This window comes from Yoonia sp. (assembly GCF_017854415.1).
Taxonomy (GTDB): domain Bacteria; phylum Pseudomonadota; class Alphaproteobacteria; order Rhodobacterales; family Rhodobacteraceae; genus Yoonia.
In genome coordinates this window covers 1-16,271 of record NZ_JAFMHR010000030.1, presented here as the reverse complement: position 1 = coordinate 16,271, position 16,271 = coordinate 1, and the positions used below count along the sequence as shown (strand labels likewise).

The following is a 16,271-nucleotide window of genomic DNA, read 5'->3' as shown; positions in this document are numbered from 1 at the left end:
CCGACTGGTACGTCTGGTCAGATCCCAAACCTGATGGCACGCCGCCAAACAACTGGCTGTCGATCTTTGGTGGTTCCGCTTGGCAGTGGGACGCGCGGCGCGAACAGTATTATATGCACAATTTTCTAGTGTCCCAGCCTGACCTGAATTTCCACGCGCCTGCCGTCCAAGAGGCGCTGCTTGATGTGGCCCGTTTCTGGCTGAACCGTGGTTGTGACGGGTTCCGTTTGGATACGATCAACTTCTACACACATGATGCGCAGTTGCGCGATAATCCTGCCTTGCCGCCCGAAAAACGCAACGCGACGATTGCGCCATCGGTGAATCCCTATAACCACCAAGAGCATCTTTATTCCAAGAACCAACCCGAAAACATCGACTTCCTGCGCAAGTTGCGAGCGGTCATGGAACCCTACGGTGCTGCCGCCGTTGGCGAAGTGGGGGACGCGCAATTGGGGCTTGAGATTATGGGCCAGTACACCGCTGGCGATGACCTGATGCAGATGTGCTATGCCTTTGAATTCTTGGCGAAAGATCAGCCAACTGCGGCACGCATTACGCAAGTTATGAACAAGGTCGACGACGTTGCAGCAGACGGCTGGGCCTGCTGGGCATTTTCCAACCACGATGTGATGCGTCACGCGAGCCGCTGGGATTTGACACCCGCCGCACAGCGCATGTTTGCGACATTGATCCTTTGCTTGCGTGGTTCCGTGTGCCTCTATCAAGGCGAAGAACTGGGCCTGCCAGAGGCAGATGTTGCGTTTGAAGACCTGCAAGACCCATACGGCATCGAATTCTGGCCAGAATTCAAAGGCCGTGATGGTTGTCGCACCCCGATGGTTTGGGAAAGCAGCAATCAAAACGGTGGTTTCTCGGCTGCGAAACCTTGGTTGCCAGTCGCGTCAGAACATCTGCATATGTCCGCTGCTGCCCAAGAGGACGAACCAGGCGCGTTGCTGCATCATTACCGCAAAGCAATCGCGTTCCGTCATGCTCATGAGGCGCTAAGTACCGGTGACCACGATGGCGTAAAGGCAACAGGCGATGTGGTCTATTTCACGCGGACTTCAGGGACACAGACAATTTTCTGCGCCTTCAACGTCAGCGAAACACCATCCGATTTCGACCTGCCCAAAGGCAATTGGACCCCGATCGGGGCCGAATTGGGCAGCGCACATACATCCGCAGACGGGAGACTGCACCTTGGGCCTTGGCAAGTTTGCCTAGCGCTTAAGTCATAAATTTAAGGGGAGTGAGACATGGCTGATCTGAAACTAACGGACGTTGCCAAGACCTATGGCGGTACCGTGGATGTTTTGAAAAACATCAATCTGGATATCAAACAAGGCGAATTGATTGTCTTTGTTGGCCCGTCAGGTTGTGGTAAATCAACGCTTTTGCGCATGATCGCAGGTCTGGAAAGCATCACCGGTGGTGAGCTGCAGATCGACGGTCAGGTTGTGAATGACGTGCCGCCTGCGCAGCGTGGCATTGCGATGGTGTTTCAATCCTACGCGCTGTATCCGCATATGACAGTGCGCGAAAACATGTCTTTTGCGCTTAAGCTGGCTAAGAAATCCACCGCTGAAATCGAAGAGGCCGTTGGCCGCGCTGCAAAAATCTTGCAGCTAGATGAATATCTGGATCGCCTGCCAAAGGCCCTTTCGGGTGGTCAACGCCAGCGTGTCGCTATCGGTCGCTCGATTGTGCGTGACCCGAAAGTCTATCTTTTCGATGAACCGCTCTCGAACCTTGACGCTGCTTTGCGCGTCGCCACCCGGATCGAGATCGCGCAGCTTAAAGAATCGATGCCGAAAAGCACGATGATCTATGTGACACACGATCAAGTTGAGGCGATGACACTTGCCACGCGTATCGTGGTCTTGGCGAACAAAGGCATCGCGCAGGTTGGCACACCCCTGCAATTGTACGAGCGTCCGGAGAATGAATTTGTAGCGCAATTTATTGGCTCGCCTGCGATGAATATTCTGTCCGGCGAGATTGTCGGAACAGGCGCGCAGACCACGATCAAGTTGCATGGTGGAGGGACGGCGATGTCTGCGGTTCCGACGACGGATGCAGACAAGGGTCTGAAGGTGAACATTGGTGTGCGCCCAGAAGATTTGCTGGAGACAGCCGAAGGTGCGGACTACCTGTTCGAGGGCAATGTGAATTTCACCGAAGCCTTGGGTGAGGTGACATTGCTTTATTTTGAACGGATTGGAGACAACGAACCTGTGATCGGCAAACTGCCCGGCATCCATGCTGACCTACGTGGCAAGACCGTGCGTTTGAACGCTGATCCATCAAAGGTGCAAGTCTTCCATAACGGACAATCGCTTTATTACCGCTAAACCCTTTATCTGACCCGTTGCGCTTATCGCGCCGATGTGATGGCATCGGCGCGATTTCTATTTGAGGAAGAACGCGATGCAAACGCCGGTGAATACACTGAAAAATGCACTTAATGCGGGGCAGGTCCAGCATGGGATTTGGCTGACGTCCGGGACGGGGGTATTGGCAGAACTTGCAGGCAACGCGGGCTTTGATTGGTGTTTGATTGACGGCGAACATGGCCCCAACACGGTGTCAGAGATGCTGCCGCAGCTGCAAGCACTTGCGATTAGCGGCACACCAGCCGTGGTCCGCGTGGCAAATGCAGAGGCTTGGATGATCAAGCAAGCGCTTGATTTAGGCTGTCAGACGGTACTTGTCCCTATGGTCGATGATGCGCAAACCGCGCAAAAGATGGCGCGCGCAATGCGCTATCCGCCGCACGGCAATCGGGGAATGGGTGCTGCGTTGGCACGGGCGACCAGCTTTGGTGCCGTGACAGATTACCCCCATACTGCAAACGATCAGGTGTGTCTGCTGGTGCAAGCAGAAAGCGCACAAGCGATTGATAATATTGATTCTATTGCCGCGACACAGGGTGTTGACGGTGTGTTTATCGGGCCTGCGGACCTATCTGCTGACATGGGCTATCCAGGGCAGCCGGATCACCCGAAAGTTGAGGAAGCGATAGATCACATGATAGCGCGCACAGTTGCGGCGGGCAAAATTGCAGGCATCATCACCTTTGATGAAAGTCGTGTGAACGAATACGCCGAGAAAGGTGTGACCTTCCTCGGCGTTGGTTGTGACATGTTCGCTCTCAATACCGCAATGCGCGGCTTGGCTGCGCGAATTAAGACCTAGCCACGACGGCGACGGCCAGTGCGGGCACGGCCTTCGCCTTCTTTTGGGGCGACGCGGTTGAATTTAATCCATTCCGACCCTGATGCATCGTTGTTCGTTAGGAAATTGGCTGCGCGGATCGCTTCCATTTCTTTGCCAGCACGCGGCAGTGTTGATCCCATCCCGAACAGGGTCACGAACATCTCATCGTCCATGTCTTCCGGGAGAATGATGCCTGCCGCTGCAATCTCTGCCCGCTTTTCTGCAATTTTCAGAGGACCAATTGGAAGGGCGACGGGGTTCATAATCGCGGACGTCATGCCTGCTGTCATCGCCATCGGCAAGAACGCGTTGTTTATTCCGTGGCGGTTTGGCAAGCCAAAGCTGATGTTGGATGCGCCACATGTCGTGTTAACACCCAGCTCCTCGCGCAGGCGGCGCACGAGTGTGAAGACCTGCAAACCGGCGGTGCCCATTGCGCCAATTGGCATCACCAGCGGATCGACCACGATGTCATGGGCAGGGATGCCAAAATCAGCGGCGCGTTCGACGATCTTTTTGGCAACAGCGAACCGCACGTCAGGGTCTTCGGAAATGCCAGTGTCGTCGTTCGAGATCGCAACGACGGGAACATTGTATTTCTTGACGAGGGGCAGCACCAATTCCAGTCGCTCTTCTTCGCCAGTCACGGAGTTCAAAAGCGGGCGACCTTCAGCAGCGGCTAGTCCGTTTTCTAGCGCACCGGGGACAGAGCTGTCGATGCACAATGGCACATCTACAATCGCCTGCACGCGCATAACCATTTCACGCATAAGCGGAGGCTCAACGAAGTTGTTGTCCGCATAGCGCGGGTCTTCGGCCATTTTATTCGAGAAAACAGCGCCAGAGTTGATATCAAGAATGTTCGCGCCTGCAGCGACCTGCGCAATCGCGTCAGCCTCGACCCGCGAAAAATCGCCGCGTTCCAGTTCTTCGGCCAAGATTTTGCGGCCCGTTGGGTTGATCCGTTCACCGATCACGCAAAAGGGTTGGTCGAACCCGATGATGGCAGTCTTGGTTTTAGATTCGACAATCGTGCGTGTCATGGGTCGTCCTTAGGATTGAGAAGCAGGGATAGCGGACGCGCCGCCATTTGCGATGGCCCAGTTGGCGTTGGTTTTGATGCCGCCAAGTGGGAAAAAGTGAACGTGGGTGATGTTGAAATCGGGGTTGGCGGCCTTGTGCGCGGCAAGTTCGCTCAGAACTTCTGTCGGTTCAAACGGGAGCAATAATTTGGTCACATCCTTGGCACGTTTCTGAAGAACCTTCAGCGACGGGCCGACGCCGCACGCAATGGCGAATTTGATCAAGGTCTGCAGTTTGGCAGGACCCGCGATACCGATGTGAATTGGCAAGGTGATCCCGGCCGCCTTGATGGCATCGGCCCATGCAATGATCGGGCCTGCCTCGAATGCGAATTGGGTGGCCAAGGCCATTCGCGCGTCGGAGGTGTCCGCGAACGTCTGCTTCCACCGCAGCGCGTCCATGACAAGGGTGTTTCCGCCGTCTTTGTCGATGTCGCGGTTGCCTTCGGGGTGGCCTGCGACGTGCAGGTGTTTAAAGCCAGCTTTGCCAAACTGCCCGGTTTCCAAAAGCTGCATCGAGGAATGGAAATCCCCAAACGGTTTATCGACGCCGCCTGCGAGCAACAGCGCCTGATCGACGCCAGCCTCGCCTTGATAGCGCGCGATCCAATCAGCTAGCGTTGCTTCGTCTTTGATGATGCGGGCGGGGAAGTGCGGCATGACTTTGTACCCGTCTGCCGACAGTCGCTTGGCGGTGGCGACCATTTCTTCAATTGGGGTACCTTCAATGTGGGCGACGTACACGCGGGTGCCTTTGGGCAGCAACGCGGTGAAATCTTCGACCTTTTCTGCAGTGCGCGGCATGACCTCGATGGAATAGTCTTGCAACAGCGCTTCGACCTGCGGGTTCACAGGTGTCTCGATCGGGGTTTTGGATTTACCAAATGAAAGCAATGACATGGAAAGGCTCCGAACTAGGTTGATGGGGCTGAAGCCCAGCCATCATTGGCGATAAGGATCTTGATCCGGTCAAGATCGAATTCAGCATCGATTTTGGCAACCATAGTTTCGGCGGCTTCTTGATCTGACCCATCAACAGGGACAGGATCAGCTTTGCGAAAACCTTCGATGTAGGCATCGGATTCAGCGGCACCTGATTTCATCGCAGCGCGGTCAATAGCTTGTTCAAACCGTTCGGGCAAAGGCAGCTTGGTGCCGCGGCGACCACGGCCCACAATAACCTGCGCTGGCATGTCACGCCAATAAACAACAGTAACGTCAGCCATTTGATTCTCCCTCGTGCTTGTTGTGTCCGTTCTATCATCCACTTGCGCCGTCCGATGTCGGTTTTCGACATGCCAGACGCAGCCAGCGACTGCCCGTCATAGCTAGCGGGTGCCACGAAGACGGGCTAGTCGCACGCGCCGTCAAATTCCTCATCTTCTTTATGCGTCAGATTGTCGAAACCAATCACAAGACTTGTGCAAAGTCGAACGGCGACATAGCTTGGGGATAACTTGAAAATGGAGGGCGTGATTATGACGCCCAAGCGTCCCAACGGTGCGGGCGTGTTCCCTAAAGCGGTCGAGACCCCCGCGCCAACATCGCCTGATCCGGCGCAGCTTTATGCCGCTTTGGATTTGGGCACGAATAGCTGTCGCATGCTTGTTGCCCAACCAAAGGGCAGCCAGTTCCATGTGGTTGACAGTTTTTCAAAGTCTGTGCAGCTGGGCCATGGCCTTGAAAGCACGGGCCGTTTGTCGCGTGCATCTATGAACCGCACAATTTCAGCGATGCGGATTTGTCGCGAAAAGCTGAAACGCCACGGCGTGCAGCGCATGCGTTTGGTTGCGACTGAAGCGTGCCGGCGTGCGCTGAACGGGGATAACTTTATCGCCCAAGTCCGCCGCGAAACCGGTCTTGATCTTGAGATTATCAAACCCGAAGAAGAAGCCCGCTTAGCGGTGATTTCCTGCGCGCCTTTGGTCAGCATGAATACCGAACAGCTGTTGGTTGTCGATATCGGCGGCGGCTCTACCGAGCTGGTCTGGATTGATCTGACCCATGTGCCCAAACGCGAAAGACCTCGTGCGATCATGCGGCTACACGCCGGATTTAAATCTGACCCGGGCCCTTTTGCAGCTGCCAAAGTGGTGGATTGGATTTCCGTGCCGTTGGGCGTGGCTACCTTGCGTGACCAATTTGCCGATGTCGAAGATGATGCCGCGCGATTTGCCTTGATGAGCTGGTTCTTCGAGGAAAACCTAGAAGAGTTTTCACCCTATGCGGCGGCCCAAGCCCGCGAGGGGTTTCAGATCATTGGCACCAGCGGCACGGTAACAACAGTTGCGGCTAGCCATCTTGGCTTGAAACGCTATGACCGGACCAAAGTGGACGGGTTGCGGATGACCTCTGATCAAATTGACACAGTGATCCGCGAGTATCTGACGTTGGGTCCAGAAGGGCGGCGCGCTGATCCGCGCATTGGCAAGGATCGGCAAGCACTGATCATGTCAGGATCGGCTATTTTACAGGCGTTGATGCGGCTTTGGCCGACGGATCGGCTGTCAGTGGCCGACCGTGGACTGCGCGAAGGGCTGCTTTATGCGCAGATGTCTGCGGATGGGGTCTTGGAAGATACCCCGTTTTAGGGGTAAAGCGCTGTTATGGGCAAAAAACCAACCAAAAATTCCTCTGGTCGCGGGCAACGTGATCTGACTGTCAAAGTAAAAACGGCGCGCGGCCGCAAGCTAAGCTCGACCAATTGGTTGCAGCGGCAGTTGAATGATCCCTACGTGAAGCGCGCGCAAACTGATGGGTATCGGGGCAGGGCTGCTTATAAAATATTGGAATTGGATGATAAATTCAGGTTCCTTATTCCAGGTGCGCGGATTGTTGACTTGGGCTGTGCGCCAGGTGGATGGCTGCAGGTGGCGGTCAAGCGGGCGAACACCTTGGGCGAACGCAAAAGCAAAGCCGTGGGATATGTGCTTGGTGTTGACCTGCAAGAGGTCGATCCGGTTCCGGGCGCGGAAATCCATCAGTTAGATTTTCTTGAAGACGATGCCGATTTGCAGGTCCGTGAATGGCTGGGCGGCAAGGCGGATGTTGTGATGTCCGATATGGCGGCATCGGCTTCGGGCCATAAACAAACCGATCACATCCGGATTATCGCACTGTGCGAGGCTGCAGCCTATTTTGCATTTGATGTATTAGAAGAGGGCGGCACATTCGTCGCAAAAGTTCTGGCAGGTGGTGCAGAGGGTGATTTGCAAAAACTGCTGAAAGCGCGGTTTACCAAAGTTGCCAACGTAAAACCGCCCGCGTCGCGGTCTGACAGTTCTGAAAAATTCGTTGTGGCGACAGGGTTTAAAGGCTCAGACGCGGTGTAGTTTTGTGCCCCAGTCGGCACAGTCACCTATCAGTTTTTCCGACGGAATATGATCTGTCACAAAATGATCAACTTGCGCAAGCGACGCTATTTTGACGGCCGCTTTGCGTGTGAATTTGGTGCTGTCAGCGACAAGGATCGTTGCCCGGGCTGATTTGATCACTTGCTGGCTGACACGTACTTCTTGGGGATCAAAGTCCAAAAGATCTCCGCTTAGGTCAATTGCAGATGCCCCGATAACGGCGAAATCAACCTTGAACCGATCAATCGCTAGCGCGGCCAAATCACCCACTAATCCCCCGTCAGACCGGCGCAGACTGCCCCCCGCGACGACAACGTCGCAGCTAGGGTTGCTGGCTAAGATGTTGGCAACGTTTAGGTTATTTGTCACAACCATCAGGTTTTTATGATCTCGCAGCGCATGAGCAACTGCTTCGGTTGTGGTGCCGATGTTCAGGAATAGCGATGCGCTATCTGGGATAAGCCGCGCCGCGCGACGCGCAATCCGCAACTTTATATCACGGTTCAGCGCGCGGCGATCGCCATAGCCTATATTGCTGACACCGGAGGGCAGCACCGCGCCACCGTGGATACGTTCGAGTAGGCCTGCCGCACAAAGTTGGCGCAGATCGCGCCGTATAGTTTGAACAGCAACACCCAATCTGTCCGAGAGAGCGGCTGCCGTTACTTTGCCCTCAGACTGGGCTTGGGCACGGATGAGGTCGTGGCGTTGCGTGGTGTCCATATGTTCGGTTTGGCAAAGCACCGAACATAAGGCAAGAAGTTTTCCTTTAAAAATTGATCATATCTGCATTCGGGTCGTGTTCGTCTTTTATGGACCGAACATTAACATCGAAGCAGCTTGCACACGCATTCTGCACACGTAACACGAGTGAAAACCAACGAGGCATAGTATGAAAATCGACTTTGACGTCTTCATAATTGGCGGCGGGATCAACGGATGCGGTATTGCGCGCGATGCGTCCGGCCGTGGACTAAAGGTCGGATTGGCCGAAATGAATGACCTTGGCTCTGCGACGTCTTCTGCGTCGACCAAGTTGTTTCATGGTGGTTTACGCTATCTTGAGTTTTTTGAATTTGGATTGGTGCGAAAGGCATTGATCGAACGCGAAGTGCTATTAAAGAATATGCCTCATATTAGTTGGCCAATGCGATTTGTGCTGCCTTATCATAAGGATATGCGGTTCGAGAACGACACGCCGACCTCGAAATTGCTATCCACGGTGATGCCATGGATGAAAGGACGCCGCCCTGCTTGGCTGATCAGGCTTGGCCTTTTCATGTATGACAATTTGGGGGGGCGCAAAATCCTGCCGGGCACCCGCACTATTGATCTGACTACGAACCCTGTTGGTGTGCCTTTGAAAGGAAAGTTCAAACGCGCTTACGAATATTCCGATTGTTGGATCGAAGATGCGCGACTGGTCGTTCTGAATGCACGCGATGCACAGATCCGGGGCGCACAGATCATGACCCGCACGAAAGTCGTCAGCGCTGCCCGTGTTGATGGGCATTGGGAAATCGTGACTGAACATGCAGGGCAACAGACAACCCACACGGCCCGCGCGCTTGTGAACGCTGGCGGTCCTTGGGTTGAAAACATCGTGCGCGAAGTGGCACGGCTGAACACCTCTGAGGGGGTGCGGCTTGTGCGCGGCAGCCATATTGTCACGAAAAAGCTGTTTGACCACGACAAAAGCTATTTTTTCCAAGGTGAGGATGGGCGGATTATTTTCGCAATTCCTTATGAGACTGATTTTACGCTTATTGGAACCACCGATGCAGAGCATGAAAACCTGTCCCAAAAACCTTATGCGACTGACGAAGAACAAGACTATCTTTGTGCGTTTGCGACGCAATATTTCGACAAACAAGTAACCCGCGATGATGTGGTATGGACATATTCCGGCGTACGGCCGCTTTATGATGACGGGGCGAAATCAGCTACAGCGGCGACCCGCGACTATGTGTTATCTCTTGATAATAGCGGTGCGCCGTTGCTGAACATTTTTGGTGGCAAGATCACGACTTATCGTAAACTGGCGGAAAACGCGCTGAAAAAGCTTACACCATTGGTGGGCGGGGGTATGCCTTGGACCCACGATGCGGCCTTGCCGGGTGGAGATTTCGAAGTTGCTGCGCGTGACCAATTGGTTGCTGAACTGCAAGCGGCCTATCCGTTTTTATCACCAGCGTGGGCGTTGCGTTTGATAAAAGGATACGGCACCGAAGCGCGCCAGATCATGGGCGACGCAAAAGAGACACTTGATCTGGGAACGGATTTTGGCGCGACCCTGACCGAGGCAGAGGTTAAGTGGCTGATGTCCCACGAGTATGCTGTTTCTGCAGAAGACATCGTTTGGCGTCGTTCAAAACTGGGCTTGCGGATGACAAAAGATCAAATAGCGACGCTTGACACATATATGGCGGCTTGAGCCTGACGGTGGGCGCGTTACGCTAAACGAAATTGGGGGATACTATGACTTACATTTTGGCAATCGACCAAGGCACGACGTCAAGCCGTGCGATCATTTTCGACGCCGACATGCGCGTCAAAGCGACAGCGCAGGAAGAGTTTCCCCAGCATTTCCCTCAGTCCGGTTGGGTTGAGCATGATCCGTCAGACATATGGTCATCGGTCGCGTCCACATGCCGTGGTGCTATTGAAAAGGCGGGGATCACGGCAGATGATGTTGCGGCGATTGGCATTACAAATCAGCGTGAAACGACGCTAGTTTGGGATAAGAAAACTGGTGAACCGATCCATAACGCGATTGTTTGGCAAGATCGCCGCACTGCACCTTTCTGCGAAGAACTGCGCAGCGAAGGTTTCGAGGCCACAATCACACACCGCACCGGTCTGCTTGCAGATCCCTATTTTTCGGGCACAAAAGTCCACTATATTCTGAACAAAGTAGAAGGCGCACGCGCGCGGGCACAGGCAGGTGAGTTGCTCTTTGGGACGGTCGACAGCTATCTGATCTGGAAGCTGACCGGCGGAAAACGCCATGTCACCGATGCCACGAACGCAGCGCGCACCATGCTATATGACATTCGCAAAGGACGGTGGAGCACCACGATTTGCGACCGCTTTGGCATCCCGGCATCTATGCTACCCGAGGTTTTAGATTGCGCGGCTGATTTCGGGATGACGCGCGCCGATCTTTTTGGAAAAGAACTGCCCATTTTGGGTGTGGCTGGCGACCAGCAAGCCGCGACAATCGGGCAGGCCTGTTTTCGGCCGGGCATGTTGAAATCAACTTACGGAACTGGCTGTTTTGCTTTGCTAAATACCGGCGATACGTTGGTTGAAAGCAAGAAACGACTCTTGGGGACGATTGCGTACCAGTTTAATGGCAAACCAACTTACGCCCTTGAAGGCTCTATTTTTATTGCGGGTGCAGTCGTGCAATGGCTGCGTGATGGAATAAAGATCATCCGTGATGCCAAAGAAACGCAGCCCTTGGCTCAGACCGCAGATGAAGGGCAAGAGTTGTATATGGTGCCTGCTTTCACAGGTCTTGGCGCACCCTATTGGGATGCTGACGCGCGCGGTGCGATTTACGGTCTGACGCGCAATTCCGGTCCGGCAGAGTTCGCACGAGCAGCATTGGAAAGTGTCGGTTTTCAAACACGAGACCTTTTGGAGGCAATGAAAAGCGACTGGCAAGCATCTGATACAGATGGTGTTTTACGCGTTGACGGTGGCATGAGTGCCTCTGATTGGTCAATGCAATTTCTATCTGACATCATTGGTGCGCCTGTGGATCGTCCAACGGTCCTTGAAACAACCGCGCTTGGTGTCGCTTGGCTTGCGGGGATGCGTGCGGGGGTCTACCCCGACCAGGAAGGTTTTGCAGCCAACTGGGCGCTGGATCGGCGGTTCGAACCTGCAATGGATCCCGCGCTGCGAGAGCGTCGCTATGCCGGATGGAAGGATGCGGTTCGCCGTACCTTAACGTAATGCGTAGGCTTGGCACGATGTGAACGCCCTAAAAAATAAAGCGTTACCGCCGCCCCAACTCCCAAACTGCAAACTCTGCAGCGCGTTTCGCTCGTAATTTTTCTTCGACGTGAAGCGAGAGCTGTAAGTCCATCTTCGGAGACATGTTTTTCTGCTTAAGAATGATTTTCATCTCAAGCCGATTCTCAATATATTCAATCACTTTGTCCCACTGTTCGTATTGAAACAGGTGGTCTACGCCGATTTCACCATCATTGATCCGCAGAAATTTGTTTTGCGATCCCACGTCTGCGAACGGGGCTGGTTGCCCTTTGCAATATTCAAGCACGAAGTCATCAAAGCTGACAAGATGCGTGCTATTCTCATGTCCGATTAAATCCTTTCGCGTTCTGTAGCGATACCAACTGCCAAGCCAGTCGATGGGATTGCGTACGATTGCCATTAACTCTGGTTTCTGCCCACCAGCTTGTACAAAGAAGGGCTTAAGAAAACGTTTATAGCGATAGCAAGGTGCATGCTTTAAGTGCGGTGGATCACGCAAGACCATTGACGCGCGCGGGGCTAACGTACCTTGTAACGCGGTCGAACCTGTCTTTGGCACAGCCAACAACACAAGGTTTTCTTTCCAGAAAACAAGCATTTCATCCCCGATTTTCGCGTTTCTATGATTTATCTTTAGGACATAAACCAATCCTTAACCACTGCTTGGTGATGATGGTGATGCAAATAAATGTTGCAATGTTCTTCTTTTGGTCCCATTAACGAAAAGAACACAAGAAGAACAAAAAGCAGTGATTGCCGCCCTGCGGGGGGCATGAGATAAGGACGCGAAACATGGCAACGGCAGAACTCCTCAAAATGACTGATAAGAAAACCGCGGACAAAGAAAAGGCGCTGGAAAGCGCACTGGCGCAGATCGAACGGCAGTTCGGCAAAGGCTCCATCATGAAACTTGGCGGTAAGAATCAGATGCCCGACATCGAGGCGACATCAACGGGTTCGCTGGGTCTTGATATCGCACTTGGGATTGGTGGCTTGCCCAAGGGTCGTGTCGTAGAAATCTACGGACCTGAATCGTCGGGAAAGACAACATTGACACTGCACGCGATTGCAGAAGAACAGAAAAAAGGCGGTGTCTGCGCTTTTGTAGACGCAGAACATGCCCTTGATCCATCTTATGCAAAAAAGCTAGGTGTGAACCTTGATGAATTGCTCATTTCTCAGCCCGACACGGGCGAACAAGCGCTTGAGATCGTGGATACATTGGTGCGTTCAGGCGCTGTGAGCATGGTGGTTGTCGATTCAGTCGCCGCATTGACACCAAAGTCAGAACTTGAAGGTGATATGGGTGACAGCTCTGTCGGTGTGCATGCACGCTTGATGAGCCAGGCTATGCGCAAGCTGACAGGGTCAATCAATCGGTCAGGTTGCATGGTGATTTTCATCAACCAAATCCGCATGAAAATCGGTGTGATGTTTGGCTCACCGGAAACAACAACGGGCGGAAATGCCCTGAAGTTTTATGCGTCTGTTCGTTTGGATATTCGCCGTATTGGCGCAGTCAAAGATCGCGATGAGATTGTTGGAAACGCGACCCGTGTGAAGGTTGTTAAGAATAAAGTCGCACCACCGTTCAAGCAAGTCGAGTTTGATATCATGTATGGTGAAGGTATCTCTAAAACAGGGGAGTTACTCGATCTTGGCGTAAAGGCGGGGATTGTCGAAAAATCTGGCGCCTGGTTTAGCTATGGTGACGAACGTATCGGTCAGGGCCGTGAGAATTCTAAACTGTTCTTACGTGAGAACACTCGGATTGCACTCGAGATCGAGGATAAAATCCGCGCGGCGCACGGGCTTGATTTTGACCTGCCCGAGGTAAGCGTTGACGATGAAGGTGGTGACGACCTCGTGGAAGTCTAAGGTCGCTGACGACGACTTCAGAAATGGCCATTTCATCAATGGTGATCAGGAATGCTATGAAAGGGTGTCGCAACTGCGGCACCCTTTCTCGGTTGTGAGGGGGCCGTGTGGTAACATCTGTTTAGGTCGTTCTTGTTTCAGTGCGGCGCAATGCGACCATCAGTTCCGTTTGACTGTGGACAGCATGCAGGTGCGCGGGTATTTCTTCACGCCAAAGCGATAGCCTTATTGAAAGCGTGTCATGACCAGCCTTGCAGACATCCGTTCGACCTTTCTTAACTATTTTGACCAAAACGGGCATCAGGTGGTCCCGTCCAGCCCGTTGGTGCCGCGGAATGATCCGACATTGATGTTTACCAATTCTGGCATGGTGCAATTCAAAAACATGTTCACGGGTGTCGAAACGCGCGATTATACCCGCGCGACGACCAGTCAAAAATGTGTGCGCGCCGGCGGAAAGCACAATGACCTTGATAACGTAGGCTATACGGCGCGGCACCATACGTTCTTTGAAATGTTAGGGAACTTTAGCTTTGGGGACTATTTTAAAGCCGAAGCTATTCCTTACGCGTGGGAACTGCTGACAAAGGAATTTGGCATCAACGCGGATCGTTTGTTGGTGACTGTTTATCACACCGATGACGAAGCGGCGAACATGTGGAAGAAAGTCGCGGGTCTGAGCGACGATAAGATTATCCGTATTCCAACTGACGATAACTTTTGGCGGATGGGGCCAACCGGCCCATGCGGACCATGTACAGAGATTTTCTATGATCATGGCGATCATATCTGGGGTGGTCCTCCGGGGTCTGCCGAAGAAGATGGCGACCGTTTCATTGAAATTTGGAACGTTGTCTTCATGCAGAACGAACAGTTCGATGATGGCACGATGAAACCGCTTGATATGCAATCGATTGACACTGGCATGGGGCTAGAGCGGATCGGGGCATTGCTGCAAGGTAAGCACGACAATTACGACACAGACCTGATGCGCGCTCTTATGGAAGCGTCAGCAGACGCCACTTCAAGCGATCCCGACGGTCTGGGCAACACCCATCACCGTGTGATTGCGGACCATTTGCGGTCGACGTCGTTTTTGATCGCCGAGGGCGTTTTGCCTTCGAACGAAGGTCGCGGTTATGTGTTGCGCCGGATTATGCGCCGCGCCATGCGCCATGCGCATTTGTTGGGGGCCAAAGATCCCGTTATGCACCGTTTGGTGCCTGCCTTGGTGCAGCAAATGGGTGCTGCATATCCTGAGTTGGGCCTAGGACAACGGCTGATCGAAGAAACGCTGTTGAATGAAGAAGTTCGTTTCAAGCAGACCCTTGATCGCGGCTTAAAGCTATTGGACGACGAACTGGCGGGATTGCCCGAGGATGCAGCATTGCCGGGCGAGGCGGCTTTCAAGCTTTATGATACTTTTGGGTTTCCACTTGATCTGACCCAGGATGCGTTGCGTGAAAAAGGTAGGGCTGTAGATACCGACGGTTTTGACGCTGCTATGGCTGCGCAGAAGGCCAAAGCGCGGGCGGCTTGGTCGGGCACAGGCGAGGCTGCTGATAGTGCGATCTGGTTTGATATTGCTGACGAAAGCGGCGCGACCGACTTCTTGGGTTATGATACGATGTCGGCTGAAGGACAGATTGCGGCGTTGGTAGTGGACGGTGGCACTGTGAACCAAACAGATGGTGAGGTGCAGATCGTGCTAAACCAAACGCCGTTCTATGCTGAATCAGGTGGTCAAGTTGGCGATGCAGGCATGCTGGTCACAGAAACGGGCAAGGCGAAAATCACTGACACCAAGAAGGTCACCAGCCTTTATATCCATTTTGCAAAGGTGATCGAAGGGTCGATCCGCAAAGGGCAGGGTGCTGAATTGCAAGTTGATCCCGCGCGGCGCGGCGATATTCAAGCAAACCACTCAGCGACACACCTGCTTAATGAGGCGCTGCGCGAGACTTTGGGTGATCACATCGCGCAGCGTGGTTCGTTGAATGCACCTGATCGGCTGCGGTTTGATTTCAGCCACACCAAAGCTCTAAGCGTTGATGAATTGGCGCGTGTTGAACGTGATGTTAACGCCATGATCCGCCAGAACAGCCGAGTTGAGACACGTGTGATGACGCCTGATGATGCGCGCGCGATGGGTGCGCAAGCGTTGTTCGGCGAAAAGTACGGCGATGAAGTGCGGGTGGTGTCAATGGGCCGTCAGGTTGGGTCCGGCAAGGGTAGCAATGGCAACACCTATTCGCTCGAGCTTTGCGGTGGAACGCATGTATCGCAATTGGGCGAGATCGGTGCATTTGTTGCATTGGGCGACAGTGCGTCCAGTGCAGGTGTGCGGCGTATCGAAGCGCTAACCGGGCAGGCCGCTTTGGATTATCTGCGGGGCCAAGACGCGCGTTTGGGTCAAGTGGCGTCTGCATTGAAAGCGCCCGCGTCAGAGGTTGCTGACCGTATAAAGGCATTGCTGGACGAACGTAAAGCGCTCACAAACGAAGTTGCGCAGTTGCGCCGTGAAGTGGCTATGGGTGGCGGCGCGCAAACAGCAGCCCCATCCGAGGTCATCAACGGCATTTCTTTCCAAGCGCAGGTTTTGACGGGCGTGACGGGCAAGGATCTGCCTGCTTTGATTGATGAAATGAAGTCCTCATTAGACAGCGGCGCGGTTTTGTTGATTGCTGATGCAGGCGGCAAGGCTGCGGTTGCCGTTGGCGTGACCGCCGAT

14 protein-coding genes are annotated in these 16,271 nt (G+C 53.6%); 9 read left to right on the top strand and 5 right to left on the bottom strand.

The window, feature by feature from the left end:
- From QZ197_RS05400 to QZ197_RS05390, 3 genes are all read left to right on the top strand, one after another.
- Window positions 1–1,244 (top strand): alpha-amylase family glycosyl hydrolase (locus tag QZ197_RS05400; protein ID WP_296430838.1); only part of this gene is annotated, 1,244 nt, incomplete at its 5' end.
- A gap of 18 nt (window positions 1,245–1,262) precedes the next feature.
- Window positions 1,263–2,357, top strand: a complete 1,095-nt coding sequence (ugpC, locus tag QZ197_RS05395) for a sn-glycerol-3-phosphate ABC transporter ATP-binding protein UgpC (protein WP_296430836.1) — start codon at window positions 1,263–1,265, stop codon at window positions 2,355–2,357.
- Window positions 2,358–2,433: 76 nt separating this feature from the next.
- Complete coding sequence (locus tag QZ197_RS05390; protein WP_296430834.1) at window positions 2,434–3,201, top strand: HpcH/HpaI aldolase/citrate lyase family protein; 768 nt, start codon at window positions 2,434–2,436, stop codon at window positions 3,199–3,201.
- On the opposite strand, the gene QZ197_RS05385 is transcribed toward QZ197_RS05390, so the two are convergent.
- The 3 genes from QZ197_RS05385 to QZ197_RS05375 are packed head-to-tail and all read right to left on the bottom strand — an operon-like array spanning window position 3,198 to window position 5,530.
- Window positions 3,198–4,265, bottom strand: a complete 1,068-nt coding sequence (locus QZ197_RS05385) for a methyltetrahydrofolate cobalamin methyltransferase (RefSeq protein ID WP_296430833.1) — start codon at window positions 4,263–4,265, stop codon at window positions 3,198–3,200. The genes QZ197_RS05390 and QZ197_RS05385 overlap by 4 nt on opposite strands.
- Before the next feature lie 9 nt (window positions 4,266–4,274).
- Window positions 4,275–5,204: a methylenetetrahydrofolate reductase gene (locus QZ197_RS05380; protein ID WP_296430831.1), complete on the bottom strand. Its 930-nt coding sequence runs from the start codon at window positions 5,202–5,204 to the stop codon at window positions 4,275–4,277.
- A gap of 14 nt (window positions 5,205–5,218) precedes the next feature.
- Window positions 5,219–5,530, bottom strand: coding sequence for a virulence factor (locus QZ197_RS05375; protein ID WP_296430830.1), 312 nt, complete (start codon window positions 5,528–5,530; stop codon window positions 5,219–5,221).
- A 252-nt stretch (window positions 5,531–5,782) separates the two neighbouring features.
- Here QZ197_RS05375 and QZ197_RS05370 point away from each other — a divergent pair, with 252 nt between their 5' ends.
- Both QZ197_RS05370 and QZ197_RS05365 read left to right on the top strand, forming a co-directional pair.
- Window positions 5,783–6,895: a Ppx/GppA phosphatase family protein gene (locus QZ197_RS05370; RefSeq protein WP_296430829.1), complete on the top strand. Its 1,113-nt coding sequence runs from the start codon at window positions 5,783–5,785 to the stop codon at window positions 6,893–6,895.
- A 15-nt stretch (window positions 6,896–6,910) separates the two neighbouring features.
- Window positions 6,911–7,636 (top strand): RlmE family RNA methyltransferase, encoded by a 726-nt coding sequence (locus QZ197_RS05365; RefSeq protein ID WP_296430827.1) that lies wholly within the window; start codon window positions 6,911–6,913, stop codon window positions 7,634–7,636.
- Here QZ197_RS05365 and QZ197_RS05360 read toward each other — a convergent pair.
- A complete protein-coding gene (locus tag QZ197_RS05360) occupies window positions 7,622–8,380 on the bottom strand; it encodes a DeoR/GlpR family DNA-binding transcription regulator (RefSeq protein ID WP_296430825.1) in 759 nt (252 codons plus the stop codon). The genes QZ197_RS05365 and QZ197_RS05360 overlap by 15 nt on opposite strands.
- A 169-nt stretch (window positions 8,381–8,549) precedes the next feature.
- On the opposite strand from QZ197_RS05360, the gene glpD reads away from it, so the two are divergent.
- Entirely contained in the window at window positions 8,550–10,091 is a 1,542-nt protein-coding gene (glpD, locus tag QZ197_RS05355) for a glycerol-3-phosphate dehydrogenase (protein WP_296430822.1), read from the top strand.
- A gap of 44 nt (window positions 10,092–10,135) precedes the next feature.
- Window positions 10,136–11,620: a glycerol kinase GlpK gene (gene glpK, locus QZ197_RS05350; RefSeq protein ID WP_296430820.1), complete on the top strand. Its 1,485-nt coding sequence runs from the start codon at window positions 10,136–10,138 to the stop codon at window positions 11,618–11,620.
- A gap of 43 nt (window positions 11,621–11,663) precedes the next feature.
- Here glpK and QZ197_RS05345 read toward each other — a convergent pair whose 3' ends face one another.
- A complete protein-coding gene (locus tag QZ197_RS05345; protein ID WP_296430848.1) occupies window positions 11,664–12,260 on the bottom strand; it encodes a gamma-glutamyl kinase in 597 nt (198 codons plus the stop codon).
- A gap of 194 nt (window positions 12,261–12,454) precedes the next feature.
- Between QZ197_RS05345 and recA the strand changes: the two genes are divergently transcribed.
- Window positions 12,455–13,540: a recombinase RecA gene (recA, locus tag QZ197_RS05340; protein ID WP_296430817.1), complete on the top strand. Its 1,086-nt coding sequence runs from the start codon at window positions 12,455–12,457 to the stop codon at window positions 13,538–13,540.
- Window positions 13,541–13,781: 241 nt separating this feature from the next.
- The coding region (gene alaS, locus QZ197_RS05335; protein ID WP_296430816.1) for an alanine--tRNA ligase at window positions 13,782–16,271 on the top strand (2,490 nt) is incomplete at its 3' end.